An 18,811-nucleotide genomic window follows, 5' to 3' on the forward strand; every position below is an offset into this window, starting at 1 on the left:
CCATGAGCCTCTATGCGATGCAGAAATTTCTGTTCGCGCTGAACCGCGACGCCGACGTGCAGCGCCGCTTCGGCGAAGGCGGCGACACGCGCGCCACGCTGCTGGCCGGCTACGACCTGAACGACGAAGAGCGCGAAGCGATCGGCACCGGCGACATCGGCAAGCTCTACGTGCTCGGGTGCAACGGCCAGCTGCTGATGCACTTCGCGCCCCTGCTCGGCGTGGCGTGGGCGGACTACCTCGAAGCCATGCGCGAAGGCGTGCGCAAGTACGGCCCGGTGCGCGCCGGCATCTACGCAATGACAACCGGAACCGACGAGAAAGTGGCAGGCGTATGAGTCTCGTATTCGCAGGCGTGTGCAGCCACGCCCCCGGCATCACGGGCCGCGCGCACCTCGCCGACCCGGCGGTCAAGGACGAGTTCCACGCGCAGTTCCACCGCTTCGGCGAGGCGATGCGCGCCACGAAGCCCGACGCGGTGATCGTCATCGCGGCCGAGCACTTCGCGAACTTCTTCATGAACAACATGCCGGCCTATGCGATCGGCATGGCCGACAGCTACGAGGGCCCGATCGAAGACCCGAAGTGGCTGGGCATCGAGAAGCACACCATCCCCGGCGACGCCGCGCTGTCGCAGCGCCTGATCCGCGAGGTGATGCAGACGGTGGACGTGGCCTACGCGGAAGAATGGAAGTTCGACCACGGCATCATGGTGCCGCTGAACTTCCTCACGCCGAACTTCGACACCAAGGTCATTCCCGTGAACATCAACTGCCAGGGCCCGCCGCTCACGCCACTGCACCGCGCGTGGGCCTTCGGCGAAGCCTTGCGCCGCGCCTGCGACAAGGTGCCCGAGCGCATCGCGCTGGTGGGCACGGGCGGCATCTCGCACTGGCCGGCCACGCCCGACTCGGGCAAGGTCAATGCCGAGTGGGACGCCGAGTTCATGCGCCGCTGGTGCGCCAACGACCGCGAGGCGCTGCTGTCGCAGGCCGACTACGGCGACGAGGCCACCTACCGCGAAGCGGGCCAGGGCGGCTTCGAGATCCGCACCTTCCTGAGCGTGGCCGCGGCCGCGCGCGGCAAGGGCGAGATCTTCCACATGAAGGCCATTCCGATCTTCGCGGTGACCTGCACGGCCGCGACGATGTCGGTGGTTTGAACGGAGCACGACCATGCCGCACCTGGTGATCCTGTACACGCCCAACATCGAGGCCGAGACCGACGTGTCGGCGCTGTGCCGCACGCTGGCCGACACCATGCTCGAACAGCGCGACGAGGCCGGCAAGCCGGTGTTCCCCACCGGCGGCACGCGCGTGCTGGCCTACCCCGCCGCGCACTACGCGGTGGCCGACGGCCGGGCCGACTACGCCTTCGTGTACCTGAACCTGCGCATGGCCTCGGGTCGCTCCGAGGCGGTGAAGAAGAAAGCCGGCGACGACCTGCTGGCCGCCGTGCGCGCGCATTTCGAGCCCGTCTTCACGCAGCGCCACATCGGCATCACGCTGCAGATCGACGAAGCGCCGGGGCAGGTGTACGACGGCAAGCACAGCAACCTGCATCCCCTGTTCAACAAGTCATAAAGAAGAAGCGAGCCCCCATGCTCTCCACCGCCACCATCGCCCAACTGGCCGCCGAACTGCACGAGAGCGAGAAGTCGCGCGTGCAGGTCGAGCATTTCTCCAAGCGCTTTCCCGAGATGACCATCGAGGACGGCTACGCCATCTCGCGCGAATGGGTGAAGCACAAGATTGCCGAAGGCCGCATCGTGAAGGGCCACAAGATCGGCCTCACCTCGCGCGCCATGCAGCAGGCCAGCCAGATCACCGAGCCCGATTACGGCACGCTGCTGGACGACATGTTCTTCGAGCAGGGCAGCGACATCCCGTTCACGCGCTTCATCGCGCCGCGCATCGAGGTCGAGCTGGCCTTCGTGCTCGGCAAGAAGCTGCAGGGGCCGAACGTGACCATCTTCGACGTGCTGGCCGCCACCGACTACGTGGTGCCCGCCATCGAGATCATCGACGCGCGCATCGAGCAGTTCGACCGCCACACCAAGGCCATGCGCAAGGTGTTCGACACCATCGCCGACAACGCGGCCAATGCGGGCATCGTGCTCGGCGGCCGGCCCGTGAAGCCCGACGCGGTCGACCTGCGCTGGGTCAGCGCGCTGCTTTACAAGAACGGCGTGATCGAGGAGTCGGGCGTGGCCGCGGCCGTGCTCAACCACCCGGCCACCGGCGTGGCCTGGCTCGCGAACAAGCTCGCGCCGTGGGACGAATGCCTCGAAGCCGGCGAGATCGTGCTGGGCGGTTCGTTCACGCGACCCACCAACGCCGTGCCGGGCGACACCTTCCATGCGGATTACGGCCCCCTGGGCTCCATCGCCTTCCGTTTCGTCTGACGAGTTTTTTCATGCACACCCCACTCAACACCTTCAAGCAGGCCCTGCAGGCCGGCCAACCCCAGATCGGCCTGTGGGTCGGCCTGGGCGACGGCTACGTGGCCGAGCTGCTGGCCGGCACCGGCTACGACTGGCTGCTGGTCGACGGCGAGCACGCGCCCAACGACGTGCGCTCGGTGCTCGCGCAGCTGCAGGGCATCTCCAGCGCATGGTCGGCGCAGCCCGACGCGCAGCGCTCGCACCCCGTCGTGCGCATTCCGGTCGGCGACACCACGCTGATCAAGCAGTACCTGGACATCGGCGCGCAGACGCTGCTGGTGCCGATGGTCGACACCGCCGAGCAGGCCGCGCAACTCGTGCAAGGCATGCGCTATCCGCCCGAAGGCATCCGCGGCATGGGCAGCGCGCTGGCGCGCGCCTCGCGCTGGCAGGCCTACCCGAACTACCTGCACGAAGCCAACGCGCAGACCTGCCTGCTGGTGCAGGCCGAGACGGTCGAGGCGATGAAGAACATCGACGCCATCGCGGCCACGCCGGGCGTGGACGGCGTTTTCATCGGCCCGGCCGACCTGTCGGCCTCGATGGGCTTCGTGGGCCAGCCCAACCACCCCGAGGTGCAGGCCGCGATCGCCGACGCCATCGCGCGCATCCGCAAGGCCGGCAAGGCGGCCGGCATCCTGTCGACCACCGAGGAGCAGGCGCGCAAGTGGCTCGCGGCCGGCGCGCTGTTCGTGGCCGTGGGCGTCGACACGATCCTGCTCGCGGCCGCCGCCAAGCAGCTGCTCGCGAAGTACAAGGCCGCACCGGGCGCCACCGCGCCCAACGGCTACTGATCCACCGTCAAGGAAATTTCGATGCGACGCACCACCCTCGCGGCTTTCGCCGCTGCTGCCGCCCTGCTTCTGGGCGCCTGCGCCCAGACGGGCCCGGCCCCGACCGCGCAGGCCCGGCAGGAAGCCAACCGCCAGACCGTGCTCGCCTTCTACGAAAAAGGCCTGAACCAGAAGGACGCCGACGCGGCGCTGCAGTACGTGGGCAACCGCTACGTGCAGCACAACCCCACGGCGGCCGACGGGCCCGAGGGCTTTCGCAAGTTCATCGCCTTCCTGCGCGAGAAGTTTCCGAAGTCGCACAGCGAGATCAAGCGCAGCTTCGTCGACGGCGACTACGTGATCCTGCATGTGAACGCGGTGCGCGAACCCGGCACGCGCGGCAGCGCCATCGTCGACATCTTCAAGCTCGAGAACGGCAAGATCGTCGAGCACTGGGACGTGGTGCAGCCCGTGCCCGAAACCGCCGCGAACAAGAACGGCATGTTCTGACGCCCCGCCCTTCCACGAGCCAGCCTTCGCCAGCCGCATGACCACGCCCACCGACCCCACGAAACGCTTCCGCTCCGCGACCATCCGCGAGGGCACGATCCGCGCGACCACGCGCAGCTTCCTGCACGCGCTGGGCCAGGACGACGAGGACATCGCGCGCCCGCACGTCGGCGTGTTCCACACGGGCGGCGAGATGAGCCCGTGCAACCTCAACCTGCGCGAGCAGGCGCAGCACGCCAAGACCGGCATCTACGCCGGCGGCGGCACGCCGCACGAATGCCCCGTGGTGTCGGTGAGCGACGGCCTGACGATGGCGCACTCGGGCATGCGCTTCTCGCTGATCTCGCGCGAGCTCATCGCCGACAGCGTGGAAGCCTCGACGCGCGGCCACCAGTGGGACGGCATCTTCGCCATCGGCGCCTGCGACAAGAACCTGCCGGGGCTGATGATGGGCATGGTCCGCTGCAACGTGCCGAGCGTGTTCGTGCATGGCGGCTCTGCCCTGCCGGGGCAGATGCCCGGACCCGACGGGCGCGACCTGAACGTGGTCGACACCTACGAGACCATTGGCAAGGTGCTGGCCGGCACGGCCACGCACGACGAGCTCGACGCCATGAGCCGCGCCTGCCTGCCCACGGCCGGCGCCTGCGCGGGGCAGTTCACGGCCAACACCATGGGCATGGTGTCGGAGGCGCTGGGCCTGGCGCCCATCGGCTCGAGCATGGTGCCCGCGGTGTTCAGCGAACGCGCGCCGCTGATGCGCCGCGCCGCGAAGCAGCTCATGAAGGCGGTGATGGGCGACGGCCCGCTGCCGCGCGACGTCGTGACGCGCAAGGCACTCGAAAACGCCTGCGCCGTGGTCTCGGCCACGGGCGGCTCGACCAATGCGGCGCTGCATCTGCCAGCCATTGCTCATGAAGCCGGAATCAAGTTCCACCTGGACGACGTGGCCGAGATCTTTGCGCGCACGCCGCTCATTGCCGACCTGCGCCCCGGCGGCCAGTACCTGGCGCGCGACGTGTACTACATCGGCGGCGCGGGCGTCATCCTGCGCACGCTGCTGGAGCAGGGCTTCCTGCATGGCGACGCCCTCACCTTCACCGGCCGCACGCTGGCCGAGGAAGTGGCCGACGCCGCCGCGCCCGACGGCCGCGTGGTGCGCGAAGCGGGCAACCCGATCACGCGCGACGGCGGGCTGGCCGTGCTCAAGGGCAACCTGTGCCCCGACGGCGCGCTGCTCAAGACGGCGGGCCTGAAGACGCTGGTGCACCGCGGTCCGGCGCGCGTCTTCAACTCGGAAGAAGAAGCGCAGGCCGCCGTGCAGAACCGCCGCTACGAAGCGGGCGACGTGATCGTCATCCGCAACGAAGGCCCCAAGGGCAGCCCCGGCATGCGCGAGATGCTGGGCATCACCGCGCTGCTGTACGGCCAGGGCATGGGCGACAAGGTGGCGCTGCTGACCGACGGGCGTTTTTCGGGCGCCACGCGCGGCCTGTGCATCGGCTACGCGGGGCCCGAGGCGGCCGACGGCGGGCCGATCGCGGTGCTGCGCGACGGCGACATGGTGGCCATCGATGCACGCGCCGCGGCGCGCAGCATTTCGGTCGAGCTGAGCACCGAAGAAATCGCGTCGCGGCTGGCCGGACGTGAGGTAAACGCGGGGGCGGCGCACGGTGGTTTGTTGGAAAAATACGCGCTCACCGTGCGCCCTGCCCACCAGGGCGCCGTGACCCACTCGGGCGCGGTCACCTGGCTGCGCGACGAGTCGTGATCCTGTTCCCTCCTCACCCACCCGAAAAGAGACAGACATGACCTTCACCCGCCGCCACATGCTGCAGTCCACCGGCGCTTCGGCGCTGCTCGCCAGCCTCGGCCAGCAGGCCTTCGCGCAGGCTGCCGCGCTCGAGAACGCCACCATCGTCACCGGCTTCGCGGCCGGTGGCACCTCGGACACCACCTGCCGGCGCATCGCGCTGAAGCTGAGCCCCGACTACGCCAAGACCGCCGTGGTCGAGAACCGCACCGGCGCGGGCGGCCAGATCGCCGTGAGCTACGTGAAGGGCCGCCCGGCCGACGGCACCACCATCCTGCAGACGCCCACGTCGATCCTCACGATCTACCCGCACATCTACAAGAAGCTGCCCTACGACCCGATGGTCGACCTCACGCCCGTGAGCCTGGCCTGCATCTTCGACTTCGGCTTCGCGGTCGGCCCGGCCGTGCCCGCCACGATCAAGACGGTGCCCGAGTTCCTCGCCTGGGCCAAGGCCAACCCGGCCGGTGCCAACTACGGCTCGCCGGCCGCGGGCTCCACGCCGCACTTCATCGGCGCGCTGCTGGGCAAGCAGGCCGGCGTCGAGCTCAAGCACGCGGCCTACCGCGGCACGCAACCGGCCATGCTCGACCTGCTGGGCGGCAACATCTCGGCGGTGTCGGGCCCCATCGGCGACATCACGCAGCACCTGCAGTCGGGCAAGGTGCGCATCCTGGGCGTGTCGGGTGCCAAGCGCAGCCGCTTCGCGCCCGATGTGCCGACCTTCGGCGAGCAGGGCATCAAGAACATGGCGCACAGCGAATGGTTCGCCTTCTTCCTGCCGGCCAAGGCCTCGCCCGAGCTGGTGACGAAGCTCAACACGGCGATGAAGAACGCGCTCGCACAAAAGGACGTGATCGACGGCCTCGGCACCTTCGGCCTGGAAGCCATGTCTTCCACGCCGGCCGAGCTGGCCGATCTGTTGAAGAAGGACACCGCCAAGTGGGCGCCGATCGTGAAAGAGGTCGGCTTCACGGCTGAAGGTTGATCACATGAAGGAACTGCCATGAACACACTCGCCACCGCGCCGTCGGCGCTGGTCCATCCCTCGATCCATCCCGACGAGCGCGCCGCGCGCGAGGAGCTCGCGGCCTGCTACCGCGTGTTCGCGATGCTGGGCTGGACCGAGATGATCTACAACCACATCACGGTGCGGCTGCCCGACAGCGTGACCGGTGGCGAGAAGCAGTTCCTCATCAACCCCTTCGGCCTGCACTACAGCGAGGTGACGGCCAGCAACCTGGTGAAGATCGACCTGCAGGGCAAGGTGCTCGACGGCTCGACCTACCCGGTGAACCCGGCCGGCTTCGTGGTGCATGCGGCCATCCACGACGGCCTGCCCGGCGCGCACTGCGTGATGCACACGCACACCACGGCCGGCGTGGCCGTGGCCTGCCTGCAGGGCGGCCTGCAGCAGACCAATTTCTACACCGCCCAGCTGCACGGCATGGTGGCGTACCACGACTTCGAGGGCATCACGATCCATGCCGACGAAGGCCCGCGCCTGCTGAAGAGCATCGGCGATCGCAACGCGGTGATCCTGCGCAACCACGGCCTGCTGGCCTGGGGCCAGACGCTGCCGCAGACCTTCGCGATCCTGTGGACGCTGCAGCGCGCCTGCGAGATCCAGATGGCGACCTTCTCGATGGGCGCCGCCATTCCGGTGAGCGAAGAGATCGCGCAGCGCTGCACGCGCGACGCACTGCAGTTCAGCCCCGCGCACGGCGCCGGGCAGGACGTGTTCAATGCGCTGGTGCGGCAGGTGGACCGCATCGACCCGAGCTACCGCAACTGAGGCGCCTGTTCCCATGAAGATTTGCATCTACGGCGCCGGCGCGATCGGCGGATGGATCGGCGTCGGCCTCGCACAGGCAGGCCAGCGCCTGAACGTGGTGGCGCGCGGCGCCACGCTCGACGCGCTGCAGAAGGACGGCCTCTCGCTCATGCGCGGCGACGTGCGCACGCGCGTGCCGGTGAACGCGGTGGCCGACCCCGAGGCACTGGGTGTTCAAGACCTGGTGGTGATCGCCGTGAAGGCGCCCGCGCTGGCCGGCGTGGCCGAACGCATCGGGCCGCTGATCGGGCCCGACACGATCGTGCTGGTCGCGATGAACGGCGTGCCGTGGTGGTTCCTCGAAGGCGGCTTCGGCGGCGAGATCACGGGGCATCGCCTCGCGGCCGTCGACCCCGAAGGCGCCATTGCGAAGGCCATTCCGTCGCGCAACGTGATCGGCTGCGTGGTGCACGCCAGCTGCTCGCTCGACGGGCCGGGCGTGGTACGCCACCACTTCGGCAACGGGCTGATCGTGGGCGAGCCTTCGGGCCAGGCCACGCCGCGCGTGCAGAAGCTGGTCGAGCTGCTCAAGAGCACGGGCATCGACACCACGCTGTCGCCGCAGATCCAGAAGGACGTGTGGTTCAAGCTGTGGGGCAACATGACGGTGAACCCGATCAGCGCGCTCACCGGCGCCACCACCGACCTGATCATGGGCGACGACTACGTGCGCGGCTTCATCTCGGCCGTGATGCTCGAGGCCAAGGAGATCGGCCGGCGCATCGGCATCGAGATCACGCAGAGCCCCGAAGACCGGCACGCGGTGACGATGAAGCTCGGCGCGTTCAAGACCTCGATGCTGCAGGACGTGGAAGCGGGCCGGTCGGTCGAGCTCGACGCGCTCGTCACGGTGGTGCGCGAACTGGGCGAGCTGACGGGCGTGGCCACGCCGTTCACCGATGCACTGCTGGGGCTGGCGCGGCTGCGGACGCGCCAGCTCGGGTTGTACTGAGCGACCGAAGGCGCGGACTTACCAGCGCTTCTCGGGTGCGGCAGAGATGATCTTGGTGCAGGCCTCCACGGCCTTTGCGCGTTCTTCGCGCAGCAGTTGCCAGTTGTCGGCCTGCCACCGTGCCCATGCGACCGGCTCCGACTGGTAGCGGCATTCGATCGGCGGGCGCATGAAGCCGGGGCGCCCCAGGTCGGCGCCGAACTTGAGGCGGAACAGCTCGTCCGATCCCAGCAGGTTCTCGTAGACCAGGTGCCACGGTCCCGGGAGCAGCGGGGTGTCGGCTTCCTTCGGAATCTGGCGCGCCGCCTCGATCTCCTCGGGCGTGGAACCGTCGGTCAGGGCGGTGGCCAGCGCGGCCTCGGCGCGCTTGCGGTAGATGTCGGTGGCGACCTTGCTCAAGGCGTCGTTGAGGTCGCTGATGGCGGGATTGACGCCCAGCGGATCGTCCTTGAGCTCTTCGAGCGTGGTGCCGCCCAGATCGTCTTTCGAGAAGCCTTGCGCGGCCACGCCGCCGGCCAGCACCGCGAACGCGACGTTCAGCGCGACCTGTCCGGCCACGTTGTTGATCGTGTTCTCGCGGCGCACCACGCGCAGGTGCTCGATGCCGGGCTTGTAGGTGCCGCGGTTGAAGCGCAGACGGGTTTGCTGGGTTGCATCAATCGCGGCATTGGCAGGGGCAGGCGCCGATGCAGTGGCTGCGGGCGGGTCTGCTGCCGGTGATGGCGCTTCGGTCTGGGCTTGCGCCGAGAAGCCGGCGATGGCCAGTGCCAGGCCGAGGGCATGCCGTGCGGCACGCGACGGCGTTCGTTTCTTCGTCGAATGGGTCATTGAACTGTTTTCCTCCGGCGCGGATTGTCTCCGGTGGCGTGCTCAGTTCATTCGACGATGTTCGGGGCGTGTGCACAGGCCACCGGGTACTTCCCTCCGCGAATGTCCCCCGGGCTTCGCCCTCCTCCTTGATTTCGCTGCGGGAAGCACCCAGTGTCCTGCGCACACCGAGCGCGGTCGTTGTGCTGCGCGATCAATCACCGCACTGCCCAACGCTCACGTCGATGGGGTGCCTTGCGCAGCGAAATTAAGGGGGAGCCCGAAGGGCGGAGGACATTCGCGGAGCAAGGCTCCCCGTCGGCGGGAGCGTCGCCCCGAACGTCAGGCTCAGGCGCTCAACCCGCCAACCCGACGTACACGTTCTGCACGTCGTCGTTCGCGTCGATGGCGGCAAGAAACGCCTCGACCTCTTCGAGGTCGGCAGCGCTCAGGCTCGCAGGATCAACGGGATTCTTGGGCCGGTAGCCCAGCTTGGCCGACAGCACGGTGAAGCCCTGGGCCGGCAGTGCTCGGCTCACGAGGTCGAGGTCGGCGGGCTCAGTCAGGAACAGGGTGGTGCCGTCTTCGGCGCCCGGCTCGAAGTCCTGCGCTCCGGCTTCGATGGCGGCCACTTCGGCGTCGGCGTCCTTGCTGGCGGGCTCGGCTTCGATCATGCCGAGGTGGTCGAAGTCCCACGAGACCGAGCCGGAGGTGCCGAGCTGGCCCTTGCGGAACAGCACGCGCATTTCAGGCGCGGTGCGGTTCACGTTGTCGGTCAGGCACTCGACCATCACGGCCACGCGGTGCGGGGCGAAGCCCTCGTACATGACGTGGTCGAAGTGCACCGCCTCGCCCGTGAGGCCGGCGCCCTTCTTGATGGCGCGGTCGAGCGTGTCCTTCGGCATCGAGACCTTGCGGGCCTGCTCGACGACCAGCCGCAGCCGCGCGTTCGAGGCCGGGTCGGCGCCGTTGCGCGCGGCGATCATGATTTCCTTGGCCAGCTTGCCGAACAGCCGGCCCTTGGCATTCGCGGCCACGTCCTTGTGCTTGGCTTTCCATTGCGCGCCCATGTCTGCATTCCTTGGTGTTGTGGGGGGCGGCGAAACGCCGCAGCCCCCGAGGATGCCACGAGCCGGGGGCGGCGCCCAGCCGGCCCCTTCCGCCGTCAGGGGCGCCGCTTCTGTTCGCCCTCCTCTGGCGCCAGGCTGACCCACAGGGCGGCGCCCACGATCAGCAGGCCGCCGGCCCAGCCCCAGGCGCCGATGCGCTCGCCCAGCCCGAGGGCCGCAATGGCCGCGCCGAACACCGGTTCGCTGCCCATGAGCAGCGACACGCGGCTCGGGCTGCTGCGCGAGGCCGCGTGGTTCTGGGCGAAAAAGGCGAACACGGTGCACAGCAGCACGAGGTACGCCATGCCCCACCAGAAGCCGGCCGTGGCGGGCGGCAGGTGCCAGGCGCGCCCGCCCGACGCGGCCAGCAGCGACAGCGCCGCCGCGCCCAGCGCCATCACCCCCGACTGCACGGCCGTCAGCGTGAGCGCCGGCAGGGTGTGGCGGCCCGCCAGGCGGCGCGTGAGGCACACCATGACGGCGCGCAGGAAGGCGGCGGCGAACATGAGGGCGTCGCCCCACCCCATCGACAGGTCGGCGAGCGAGGGCGCCGAGAGCAGGGCCGCGCCCACGGCCGAGAGCCCGGCCGCCCAGAACACGCGCCGCGCGGGCCGCCGGCCCAGCAGCCACCACTCGACGAAGGGCGTGATCGCCACGCACAGGCTGATGAGGAAGGCCGCGTTGCTCGCCAAGGTCAGCGAGACGCCGAAGGTCTCGCACAGGAAGATGGCGAGCAGGTTGGCGCCCAGCAGGCCGCCCACGGCGAGCCCCTGGCGCCACTGCGGGTCACGCCACAGCGGCCGCAGCGCGGGCAGCAGCACGAGAAAGGTGAGGCCGAAGCGCAGCGCGACGAACTCGAGCACGGGCAACTGCTGCGTCGCCTGCTTGGCCACCGCGTAGCTACCGCCCCAGACCGCCGCCACGAGCAGCAGCATGAGCTCGGCCGGGCCGAAGCCGGCCGTCCACGACCTGCGCCCGATCGGGACCGCACCTTGCAACGCCTTTGAATCCATACTGTCTGCCCGCGGCCCGGGGCGCCTGAAAGAAGAAGAGAAGGCGCATTGTTCCGGGCGGCACCAGGGCCGCACAGCCGTCGGCCGGAACAGGACTCTTGCGTGGTCGGAACGAATTCATTTCTCAAGGTGCTGCCCGAGATGGTCACCTTCGTGCGGGTCGCCGAACTGGGCAGCTTCTCGGCCGCGGCCGACCTGCTGGGCATCACGCCCTCGGCCGCGAGCCGGCAGGTGAAGCGGCTCGAACAGGAGATCGGCGTGCAGCTGCTGCAGCGCACCACGCGCCAGCTGCGGCTCACGGAGCCCGGCGCCGAGGCTTTTGCACGCTGCCGCGAGCTGGTGGCGGCGGCGCAGGGCGCGATGGACATCGGCGCGCAGTTCGCGCGCACGCCCACCGGCCGGGTACGCCTGAGCGCACCGAAGGCCTTTGCGCGGCGCGTGCTGCATCCGCACCTGCTCGACTTTCTGCGCGCCTATCCGGAAGTGGACGTGCAGCTGATCGTGGCCGACCGCGACATCGACCCGATCCGCGAAGGCGTCGACCTCGTGGTGCGGCTGACCACGGCGCCGCCCGAGGGGCTGGTGGCGCGGCGGCTGATGGCGGTCGAGCACATCCTGTGCGCCACGCCGGCCTACCTGGCGCGCCACGCCGCTATCGCGCACCCGCACGACCTGCGCGCGCACAGCTGCCTGTCGCTGGGCGAGCACGAGCGCGACAACCACTGGCGCTTCCGAAAAGACGGTGAAGACGAGGTCGAGGTGGTGGTGGACGGCCGCTACGTCTGCAACCACAGCGAGATGCGGCTCGATGGCGCGCTCGCGGACCTGGGCGTGGCTTGCGTGCCGGCCTTCACGGCGCGCGAGGCGCTGGACGAGGGCCGCGTGGTGCGCGTGCTGCCCGACTGGACGCTGCAGGGCAGCTACCAGGGGCACGCGTGGCTGATGTACCCGCCCAGCCGCTACCTGCCGCCCAAGTGCCGGGTGCTGGTCGAGCACCTGCTCAGCGCGGTGCCTTCCCCGTGAGCACGCGCACGGCTTCGGGCAGCGAGTGGACGTGCGGCATGAAGTGGTCGATGAGCGCCCCCAGCGCCACCGCGCAGACCACGGCGCCCAGCAGCGGCTTCCAGGTGAGCCGCACCGCCGCCATGAGCCAGCCTTCGCGCGCCACGCGCACCGCGGCGCGGGCCGACACGTAGGAGAAGGCGACCTCGATCGCCACGGCCAGCAGCGCGTCCCAGCTGAAGTACAGCAGCACGAGCGAGCCCGCGCCGAGCACGACGGCCACGCACAGCAGGAAGATGGCGAGCACCGGCACGACGATGATCGCGCCTTCGTCGGCGCTGCCCGCGGCGTCGAGCGCGCCGCTGGCCACGTCGGAGAGTGCGCTGCCGCCGTCGGCGGCGTCGGCGTCGGTCGCGCACCCCGGATCGTCAGTGCCGTCCCTGGTGATGCCCAGGTCTTCGGGCGCCTCGATCTCGGTGCGCCGCTCCACCAGCCGCTGCGCCCACCAGCGCAGCACGCACAGGTAGCCGACGTAGCCCACGCCCAGCGTGACGAGGTAGCGCACGGCCAGCGACTCGACATGCAGCAGGTGCATCTGCAGCGCCGAGACGCCCCACATCAGCAGCAGCGTGAAAGTGCCGATCAGCAGGCCGTGCGTGCGCAGGCTGTGATCGCGGTGCAGGTCGCGTTCGACCTGCGTTTCCCACAGGCGCACGGAGCGCCAGTTGGAAAGAACCTTCACGTCATTCGTCGGCGGGTGCGAAAGGCACCCGCGGCGCGACCGCGCACATGAGTTCGTAGCCGACGGTGCCGGCGGCCTGCGCCACCTCGTCGATGGGCAGCACCGCGCCGGTCAGGGCCGAGCGGCCCCACAGCGTGACCTCGGCGCCGAAGGCGGCGTCGGGCACGGGCGTGAGGTCGACGGTGATCATGTCCATGCTCACGCGGCCCACCATGCGGGTGCGCACGCCGTTCACCAGCACCGGGGTGCCGGTGTCGCAGTGGCGCGGGTAGCCGTCGGCATAGCCGACCGCCGCGATGCCGATGGTGAGCGGGCCGTCGGCCGCGAAGCGCGAGCCGTAGCCGATGGTGTCGCCGGCCTTCAGCGTCTGCACCGAGATGAGCCGGGTCGACAGCGTCATGGTCGGCTGCAGCTGCCAGTGCGCCGCGTCGTGCTCGGGAAAATCGGGGGCGCTGCCGTACAGCACGATGCCGGGGCGCACCCAGTCGCCGCGCGTGCGCGGCGCATGGCGCAGCGTGGCCGCGCTGTTGGCGATGGAACGTTCGCCGGGCAGGTCGCGCGTGGCGCGCTCGAACACCTCCAGCTGGTGCTCGATGCCGCGCGGGCCGTCGGCGTCGCTGAAGTGCGTCATGAGCGAGATCTCGTCGACCTGCGGGAGCGCATTGAGGCGGGTCCAGGCCGAGCCGAAGCGCTCGGGCGAGAAGCCCAGGCGGTTCATGCCGGAGTTCATCTTCAGGAACACGCGCTGCGGCTTGAGGGTCTTGTGGGCCGCGAGCATGTCGATCTGCTCGTCGCAGTGCACCGAATGCCACAGGTCCAGGCGCGAGCACAGCTCCAGGTCGCGCGCGTCGAACACGCCTTCGAGCAGCAGCACCGGGCCGCGCCAGCCCAGCGCGCGCACGCGCTCGGCCTCGGCCAGGTCGAGCAGCGCAAAGCCGTCGGCGCCGCGCAGGCCCTCGAAGACACGCTCGATGCCGTGCCCGTAGGCATTGGCCTTGACCACGGCCCAGACACGGGCGTCGACGGCCGAGCGGCGGGCGCGGTCGAGGTTGTGGCGCAGGGCGGCGGTGTGGACGGTGGCGAGAATGGGGCGCGGCATGGCGGGTGTTGGGGTGGTTTCAGACCACGTTTTAGCATCTTCGGGAATGGGGTCGAATCCCGTGGGGATGCCTGAATTCGCGTCGTACCCCCATGCTATAACCGCCCATTCGCGCCTGACGCGACACTTTTTCACTACCGCCAGCAGACCCTCTGGCCAGCCAGCCCATCGATGAAGCGCGGTTTTTACACGATCATGTCGGCCCAGTTCTTTTCGTCGCTGGCCGACCAAGCGCTTTTCGTCGTTGCCGTCGATCTCATGCGAAGTTCGGGCGCCCCCGAATGGCAGCGGGCCGCCCTGGTGCCGATCTTCGCGGTCTTCTATGTGGTGCTGGCCCCGCTGGTGGGCGCCTTTGCCGACGCGCTGCCCAAGGGCAAGGTGATGTTCATCAGCAACGCGATCAAGGTCGTGGGCTGCCTGATGATGCTGTTCGGTTCGCACCCGCTGCTGTCGTACTCCATCGTGGGCCTGGGCGCCGCCGCCTACTCGCCGGCCAAGTACGGCATCCTCACCGAGCTGCTGCCGTCGTCGCAGCTGGTCAAGGCCAACGGCTGGATCGAAGGGCTGACCATCGCCTCGATCCTGCTGGGCATCGTGCTCGGCGGCATGCTGGTGGGCCATGCGGTGTCCAGCCAGCTGCTGCTGATCGACCTGCCGTTCATCGACACCGGCATCGACTCGCCGGCCGAAGCCGCCATTGCGGTGCTGATCTTCGTCTACGTGCTCGCGGCCTGGTTCAACACCCGCATCCCGCACACCGGCGTCGAGATGCGCCCGCTGCGCTCCAACCCCGAGCAGAGCATGGTGCGCAACCTGGCCGGCCTGCTGCCCGACTTCTGGCATTGCAACGCCCGCCTGTGGCGCGACCGGCTGGGCCAGATCTCGCTGGCGACCACCACGCTGTTCTGGGGCGCGGGCGGCAACCTCAAGTACATCGTGCTGGCCTGGGCCGCCGTGGCGCTCGAATACAACACCACCCAGGCCTCGGCGCTGACCGGCGTGGTCACCATCGGCACCGCGGTGGGCGCCATCGTGGCCTCGATGTACATGCGGCTGGACATGGCCACGCGCGTGATCCCCATGGGCATCGCGATGGGCCTCATGGTGATCTGCATGAACTTCATCGGCAACGTCTGGCTGGCGGTGCCGTTCCTGATCATCCTGGGCGGCCTGGGCGGCTTCCTGGTGGTGCCGATGAACGCGCTGCTGCAGCACCGCGGCCACAACCTGATGGGCGCGGGCCGCTCCATCGCCGTTCAGAACTTCAACGAGCAGGCCTGCATCCTTCTGCTGGGCGGCTTCTACAGCGTGTGCACGGGCCTGGGCCTGTCGGCCTACGGTGCCATCAGCGCCTTCGGCCTCGTGGTGGCGGGCTGCATGTGGATCATCAAGCGCTGGCACGAGAACAACCTCAAGAAGTATCCTGAGGAAGTCGAGCACCTCCTCGCGATCGCCCGCAGCGACAAGCACCACTGATTTCGCGCGACCGCGTTGGTGCAATGGCCGGCGCGCCGAGCGCCCCCACTCCAACGCCCCATGCCCGCCCTCGCCCTGATGTTCAACGCCTTCGTGTGGGGCGTTTCGTGGATTCCGTTCCGCCAGATCGCCAGCCACGGCCTGCATCCGCTGTGGACCACCTGCCTGATCTACCTCGTCATCGCCACGGCGATGGGCCTCGTGCGCCGGCACGCCTGGAAGGCCTTTGCCGCGTTCCCGATGCTGGTGGCTCTGGGCCTGGCGGCGGGCTTCACCAACGTGGGTTTCAACTGGGCCGTGACGCAGGGCGACGTGGTGCGCGTGGTGCTGCTGTTCTATCTGATGCCGCTGTGGAGCGTGCTGCTGGCCTGGCTGCTGCTGGGCGAACGGCCCACGGGCGGCGCGCTGATGCGCGTGGCGCTGGCGCTCACCGGCGTGGTGGTGGTGCTGAAGGCGCCGGGCACCGACTGGCCGGTGCCCTCGAGCCTGCCCGACTGGCTGGGCGTGGCGGCGGGCTTCGGCTTTGCCGTGACCAACATCGTGCTGCGCCACCTGCGGCATGCGCCGGGCGAGTCGCGCGCGCTGGCGATGTTCTGGGGCTGCACCGTGGTGGCGGGCGTCGGCGCGGTGAGCGGCACCGCGTTCGGTGGCATCGATTCACCGCTGCTCGCCTCGCCCGGCTGGCTGGGCTGGGCCGCGCTGCTGGGCACGGGCTTCATCGTCGCCAACGTGTGCCTGCAGTACGGCGCGCCGAAGCTGGCGGCCAGCGCGACCTCGGTGATCATGCTGTCGGAAGTGCTGTTCGCCAGCGTCTCGTCGGTGGCGCTGGGCGCGTCGACCATGAACTCGCGCATCCTCGTCGGCGGCGCGCTGATCGTGCTGGGCGCGGTGTGGTCGGCGTTTGCGCGAACCCCGCCCGCGCGCGATGATGGCGTTTCCGCGTCCACCTGAGGAGCTCTCTCCATGACCAGCGTCTACGACTTCCAGGCCACCCGCATCGACGGCAAGCCGGTGAAGCTCTCGACCTTCCGCGGCAAGGTGCTGCTGATCGTCAACACGGCGAGCAATTGCGGCTTCACGCCGCAGTTCGAAGGCCTGGAAGCGCTGCACGAAAAGTACGCCGACCAGGGCCTCGCGGTGCTGGGCTTTCCCTCCAACCAGTTCGGCGGGCAGGACCCGGGCACCAACGAGGAAATCGGCGCCTTCTGCATGACCAACTACGGCGTGAGCTTCCCGATGATGGAGAAGATCGACGTCAACGGCAGCAACGCGCTGCCGCTGTACCAGTGGCTCACCAAGGAAAAGCCGGGCCTGCTGGGCAGCACGGCCATCAAGTGGAACTTCACCAAGTTCCTGGTCGGGCGCGACGGCGCGGTGCTCAAGCGCTACGCGCCACTGGACACGCCGGCCTCGCTCACGCGCGACATCGAGGCGGCGCTGGCCGCCGGCTGAAGTTCAGAAGCGGAAGTCGGCGCTCTTCGGCGCGCCGCCGACCGTCACGGTCTGGCTTTTTGTCTCGCCCGTCGACGTGCTCACGTCGATCACATAGCGCCCCGCCGGCAGGTCGATGAGGCACACCGGGCCGGTGGCGGTGAAGGCCATGGCGGCGGACGAGTTCGCGTCGCCGCCCTTGATCGCGACATTCAGGTTGGCCAGGTACGCCCCGTCGGCGCGCGCGAACAGCAGCGACAGCGGATGGTTCTTCGTGGCGGCGCGCATGGCGTTCGACTCGTCGGAGCCGATGCCGCCGCACACATAGCGCGTGGTGCCGATGCCCTGCCAGGGCGGCAGGGCCGAGGGCGGCTGCTGCGCCTGCGCGGCGACGGTGCCTGCGATGCAGGCGGCAGCGAGCAACGCACGGCGCAGCGAAAAAGCAGAAACGAAAGACATGGCACGAACTCCTTGCAGCGTCTTCGGTCCGCCATGATGCGCCCCGACGCGCGGTGCGCACGTCGGACGGCAACGTACCCTGCCGTGCGCGCGCGCCCTACCCTGCCGGTGTCTGCAGCGCCGCGTCGAGCAGCTCGACCCAGTGCCGCACGGGCGTGTCGCCGCTGCCGCTTTGCAGGTGCGTGATGCAGCCGATGTTGGCCGAGGCGATGGTCGTGGGCTGCAGCTGCTTCAGGTGGCCGAGCTTGCGGTCGCGCAGCGGGTAGGCCAGCTCGGGCTGCAGCACCGAATACGTACCGGCCGAGCCGCAGCACAGGTGCGATTCATTCATCGCCACGCGCACGTCGAAGCCGAGCGCGCGCAGGTGCGTCTCGACGCCGCCGCGCAGCTTCTGGCCGTGCTGCAGCGTGCAGGGCGGGTGGTAGGCGACCACGCCTTCGGGCGCGCGCACGCGGCCCTGCAATGCAGGCACGAGCTCGGGCAGCAGCTCGCTCAGGTCGCGCGTGAGGGCGCTGATGCGCGCGGCCTTGGCGGCATAGGCCGCGTCGTGCTGCAGCAGGTGGCCGTACTCGCGCACGGTGACGCCGCAGCCCGAGGCGTTCATCACGATCGCCTCGACCTCGTTGCCTTCGACGAAGGGCCACCACGCATCGATGTTGGCGCGCATCTGCGCCTTGCCGCCCTCCTGGTCGTTGAGGTGGAACTTCACGGCGCCGCAACAACCCGCCTTGGGCGCAATCACGGCCTGGATGCCGGCCGCGTCGAGCACGCGCGCGGTCGCGCTGTTGATGTTCGGGGCCATCGACGGCTGCACGCAGCCCGCGAGCATCAGCACCTTGCGCGCATGCGTGGCGGTGGGCCAGCGGCCGGCGTCCTGCTGGGCGGGCACCTTGGCCTTCAGTGCTTCGGGCAGCAGGCCGCGCACGGATTGGCCGAGCTTCATCGCGGGGCCGAACAGCGGCGACGGCAGCGCCTCCTTCAGCAGCCAGCGCGTGGCCGACTCCATGGCGGGGCGCGGCACTTTCTCATCGACGATCTTGCGGCCGATGTCGACCAGGTTCCCGTACTGCACGCCGCTCGGGCAGGTGCTCTCGCAGTTGCGGCAGGTGAGGCAGCGATCGAGGTGCAGCTGCGTGCTGCGCGTCGGCGCGTGGCCTTCGAGCACCTGCTTGATGAGGTAGATGCGCCCGCGCGGCCCGTCGAGCTCGTCGCCGAGCAGCTGGTAGGTCGGGCAGGTGGCAGTGCAGAAGCCGCAGTGCACGCACTTGCGCAGGATGGCTTCGGCTTCGCGGCCCGCGTCGGTGTCGCGGAATTCGGGGGCTAGTTCGGTTTGCATCGCGGGGGTGTC

Annotated in this window: 21 protein-coding genes; 14 read left to right on the top strand and 7 right to left on the bottom strand. The window is 69.3% G+C overall.

From position 1 onward, the window contains the following. Positions 1-2 precede the first annotated feature (2 nt). Genes ACAM52_RS27000 through ACAM52_RS27045 form a run of 10 tightly spaced genes read left to right on the top strand, consistent with a single transcriptional unit; the run spans position 3 to position 8,325 of the window. Positions 3-338, top strand: coding sequence for an aromatic ring-opening dioxygenase subunit LigA (locus tag ACAM52_RS27000; protein WP_070063511.1), 336 nt, complete (start codon positions 3-5; stop codon positions 336-338). Next, entirely contained in the window at positions 335-1,162 is an 828-nt protein-coding gene (locus ACAM52_RS27005) for an extradiol ring-cleavage dioxygenase (protein WP_062476853.1), read from the top strand. The genes ACAM52_RS27000 and ACAM52_RS27005 overlap by 4 nt, the downstream gene beginning before the upstream one ends. 13 nt (positions 1,163-1,175) lie before the next feature. Beyond that, positions 1,176-1,583 (top strand): 5-carboxymethyl-2-hydroxymuconate Delta-isomerase, encoded by a 408-nt coding sequence (locus ACAM52_RS27010; RefSeq protein ID WP_369645067.1) that lies wholly within the window; start codon positions 1,176-1,178, stop codon positions 1,581-1,583. Between the two features lie 17 nt (positions 1,584-1,600). Beyond that, positions 1,601-2,404, top strand: coding sequence for a 2-oxo-hept-4-ene-1,7-dioate hydratase (gene hpaH / locus ACAM52_RS27015; RefSeq protein WP_369645068.1), 804 nt, complete (start codon positions 1,601-1,603; stop codon positions 2,402-2,404). An 11-nt stretch (positions 2,405-2,415) separates the two neighbouring features. Then, positions 2,416-3,237, top strand: coding sequence for a 4-hydroxy-2-oxoheptanedioate aldolase (hpaI, locus tag ACAM52_RS27020; RefSeq protein WP_062476863.1), 822 nt, complete (start codon positions 2,416-2,418; stop codon positions 3,235-3,237). A gap of 21 nt (positions 3,238-3,258) precedes the next feature. After that, the gene (locus tag ACAM52_RS27025) at positions 3,259-3,726 is read left to right on the top strand and encodes a nuclear transport factor 2 family protein (RefSeq protein ID WP_369645069.1); all 468 of its coding nucleotides are present in this window, start codon (positions 3,259-3,261) and stop codon (positions 3,724-3,726) included. Positions 3,727-3,763: 37 nt separating this feature from the next. Continuing rightward, positions 3,764-5,497, top strand: coding sequence for a dihydroxy-acid dehydratase (ilvD, locus tag ACAM52_RS27030; RefSeq protein WP_369645070.1), 1,734 nt, complete (start codon positions 3,764-3,766; stop codon positions 5,495-5,497). A 37-nt stretch (positions 5,498-5,534) separates the two neighbouring features. Beyond that, the gene (locus tag ACAM52_RS27035; protein WP_369645071.1) at positions 5,535-6,527 is read left to right on the top strand and encodes a Bug family tripartite tricarboxylate transporter substrate binding protein; all 993 of its coding nucleotides are present in this window, start codon (positions 5,535-5,537) and stop codon (positions 6,525-6,527) included. 18 nt (positions 6,528-6,545) lie between these two features. Beyond that, positions 6,546-7,334: a class II aldolase/adducin family protein gene (locus ACAM52_RS27040; protein WP_070063516.1), complete on the top strand. Its 789-nt coding sequence runs from the start codon at positions 6,546-6,548 to the stop codon at positions 7,332-7,334. 13 nt (positions 7,335-7,347) lie between these two features. Continuing rightward, entirely contained in the window at positions 7,348-8,325 is a 978-nt protein-coding gene (locus tag ACAM52_RS27045) for a 2-dehydropantoate 2-reductase (protein WP_095949818.1), read from the top strand. Positions 8,326-8,343: 18 nt separating this feature from the next. Here the strand turns inward: ACAM52_RS27045 and ACAM52_RS27050 are convergent, their stop codons facing one another. From ACAM52_RS27050 to ACAM52_RS27060, 3 genes are all read right to left on the bottom strand, one after another. Next, complete coding sequence (locus tag ACAM52_RS27050; protein WP_369645072.1) at positions 8,344-9,153, bottom strand: hypothetical protein; 810 nt, start codon at positions 9,151-9,153, stop codon at positions 8,344-8,346. A gap of 335 nt (positions 9,154-9,488) precedes the next feature. Beyond that, positions 9,489-10,202, bottom strand: coding sequence for a YebC/PmpR family DNA-binding transcriptional regulator (locus ACAM52_RS27055; RefSeq protein WP_095949820.1), 714 nt, complete (start codon positions 10,200-10,202; stop codon positions 9,489-9,491). A 95-nt stretch (positions 10,203-10,297) separates the two neighbouring features. Next, complete coding sequence (locus tag ACAM52_RS27060; protein WP_369645073.1) at positions 10,298-11,254, bottom strand: DMT family transporter; 957 nt, start codon at positions 11,252-11,254, stop codon at positions 10,298-10,300. 141 nt (positions 11,255-11,395) lie between these two features. On the opposite strand from ACAM52_RS27060, the gene ACAM52_RS27065 reads away from it, so the two are divergent. Further along, positions 11,396-12,277: a LysR family transcriptional regulator gene (locus tag ACAM52_RS27065; RefSeq protein ID WP_369647788.1), complete on the top strand. Its 882-nt coding sequence runs from the start codon at positions 11,396-11,398 to the stop codon at positions 12,275-12,277. Here ACAM52_RS27065 and ACAM52_RS27070 read toward each other — a convergent pair. Together ACAM52_RS27070 and alr are read right to left on the bottom strand one after the other, a co-directional pair. Next, positions 12,255-12,998 carry a hypothetical protein gene (locus ACAM52_RS27070; protein WP_369645074.1) on the bottom strand — a complete coding sequence of 248 codons (744 nt, stop codon included), beginning with the start codon at positions 12,996-12,998 and terminating at the stop codon, positions 12,255-12,257. The genes ACAM52_RS27065 and ACAM52_RS27070 overlap by 23 nt on opposite strands. A gap of 1 nt (position 12,999) precedes the next feature. After that, positions 13,000-14,097: an alanine racemase gene (gene alr / locus ACAM52_RS27075; RefSeq protein WP_095743190.1), complete on the bottom strand. Its 1,098-nt coding sequence runs from the start codon at positions 14,095-14,097 to the stop codon at positions 13,000-13,002. Positions 14,098-14,268: 171 nt separating this feature from the next. On the opposite strand from alr, the gene lplT reads away from it, so the two are divergent. The 3 genes from lplT to ACAM52_RS27090 are packed head-to-tail and all read left to right on the top strand — an operon-like array spanning position 14,269 to position 17,025. Further along, positions 14,269-15,573, top strand: a complete 1,305-nt coding sequence (gene lplT, locus ACAM52_RS27080) for a lysophospholipid transporter LplT (RefSeq protein ID WP_062476894.1) — start codon at positions 14,269-14,271, stop codon at positions 15,571-15,573. A 60-nt stretch (positions 15,574-15,633) separates the two neighbouring features. Continuing rightward, the gene (locus ACAM52_RS27085; RefSeq protein ID WP_062476897.1) at positions 15,634-16,524 is read left to right on the top strand and encodes a DMT family transporter; all 891 of its coding nucleotides are present in this window, start codon (positions 15,634-15,636) and stop codon (positions 16,522-16,524) included. Between the two features lie 12 nt (positions 16,525-16,536). After that, the gene (locus ACAM52_RS27090; protein ID WP_139703432.1) at positions 16,537-17,025 is read left to right on the top strand and encodes a glutathione peroxidase; all 489 of its coding nucleotides are present in this window, start codon (positions 16,537-16,539) and stop codon (positions 17,023-17,025) included. 3 nt (positions 17,026-17,028) lie between these two features. Here the strand turns inward: ACAM52_RS27090 and ACAM52_RS27095 are convergent, their stop codons facing one another. Continuing rightward, positions 17,029-17,463, bottom strand: coding sequence for a carboxypeptidase regulatory-like domain-containing protein (locus tag ACAM52_RS27095; RefSeq protein WP_369645075.1), 435 nt, complete (start codon positions 17,461-17,463; stop codon positions 17,029-17,031). Between the two features lie 97 nt (positions 17,464-17,560). After that, positions 17,561-18,799, bottom strand: a complete 1,239-nt coding sequence (gene glcF / locus ACAM52_RS27100; RefSeq protein ID WP_369645076.1) for a glycolate oxidase subunit GlcF — start codon at positions 18,797-18,799, stop codon at positions 17,561-17,563. Between the last annotated feature and the right edge of the window lie 12 nt (positions 18,800-18,811).

Source organism: Variovorax sp. V118, assembly GCF_041154445.1.
In the GTDB taxonomy this organism is placed as follows: domain Bacteria; phylum Pseudomonadota; class Gammaproteobacteria; order Burkholderiales; family Burkholderiaceae_C; genus Variovorax; species Variovorax boronicumulans.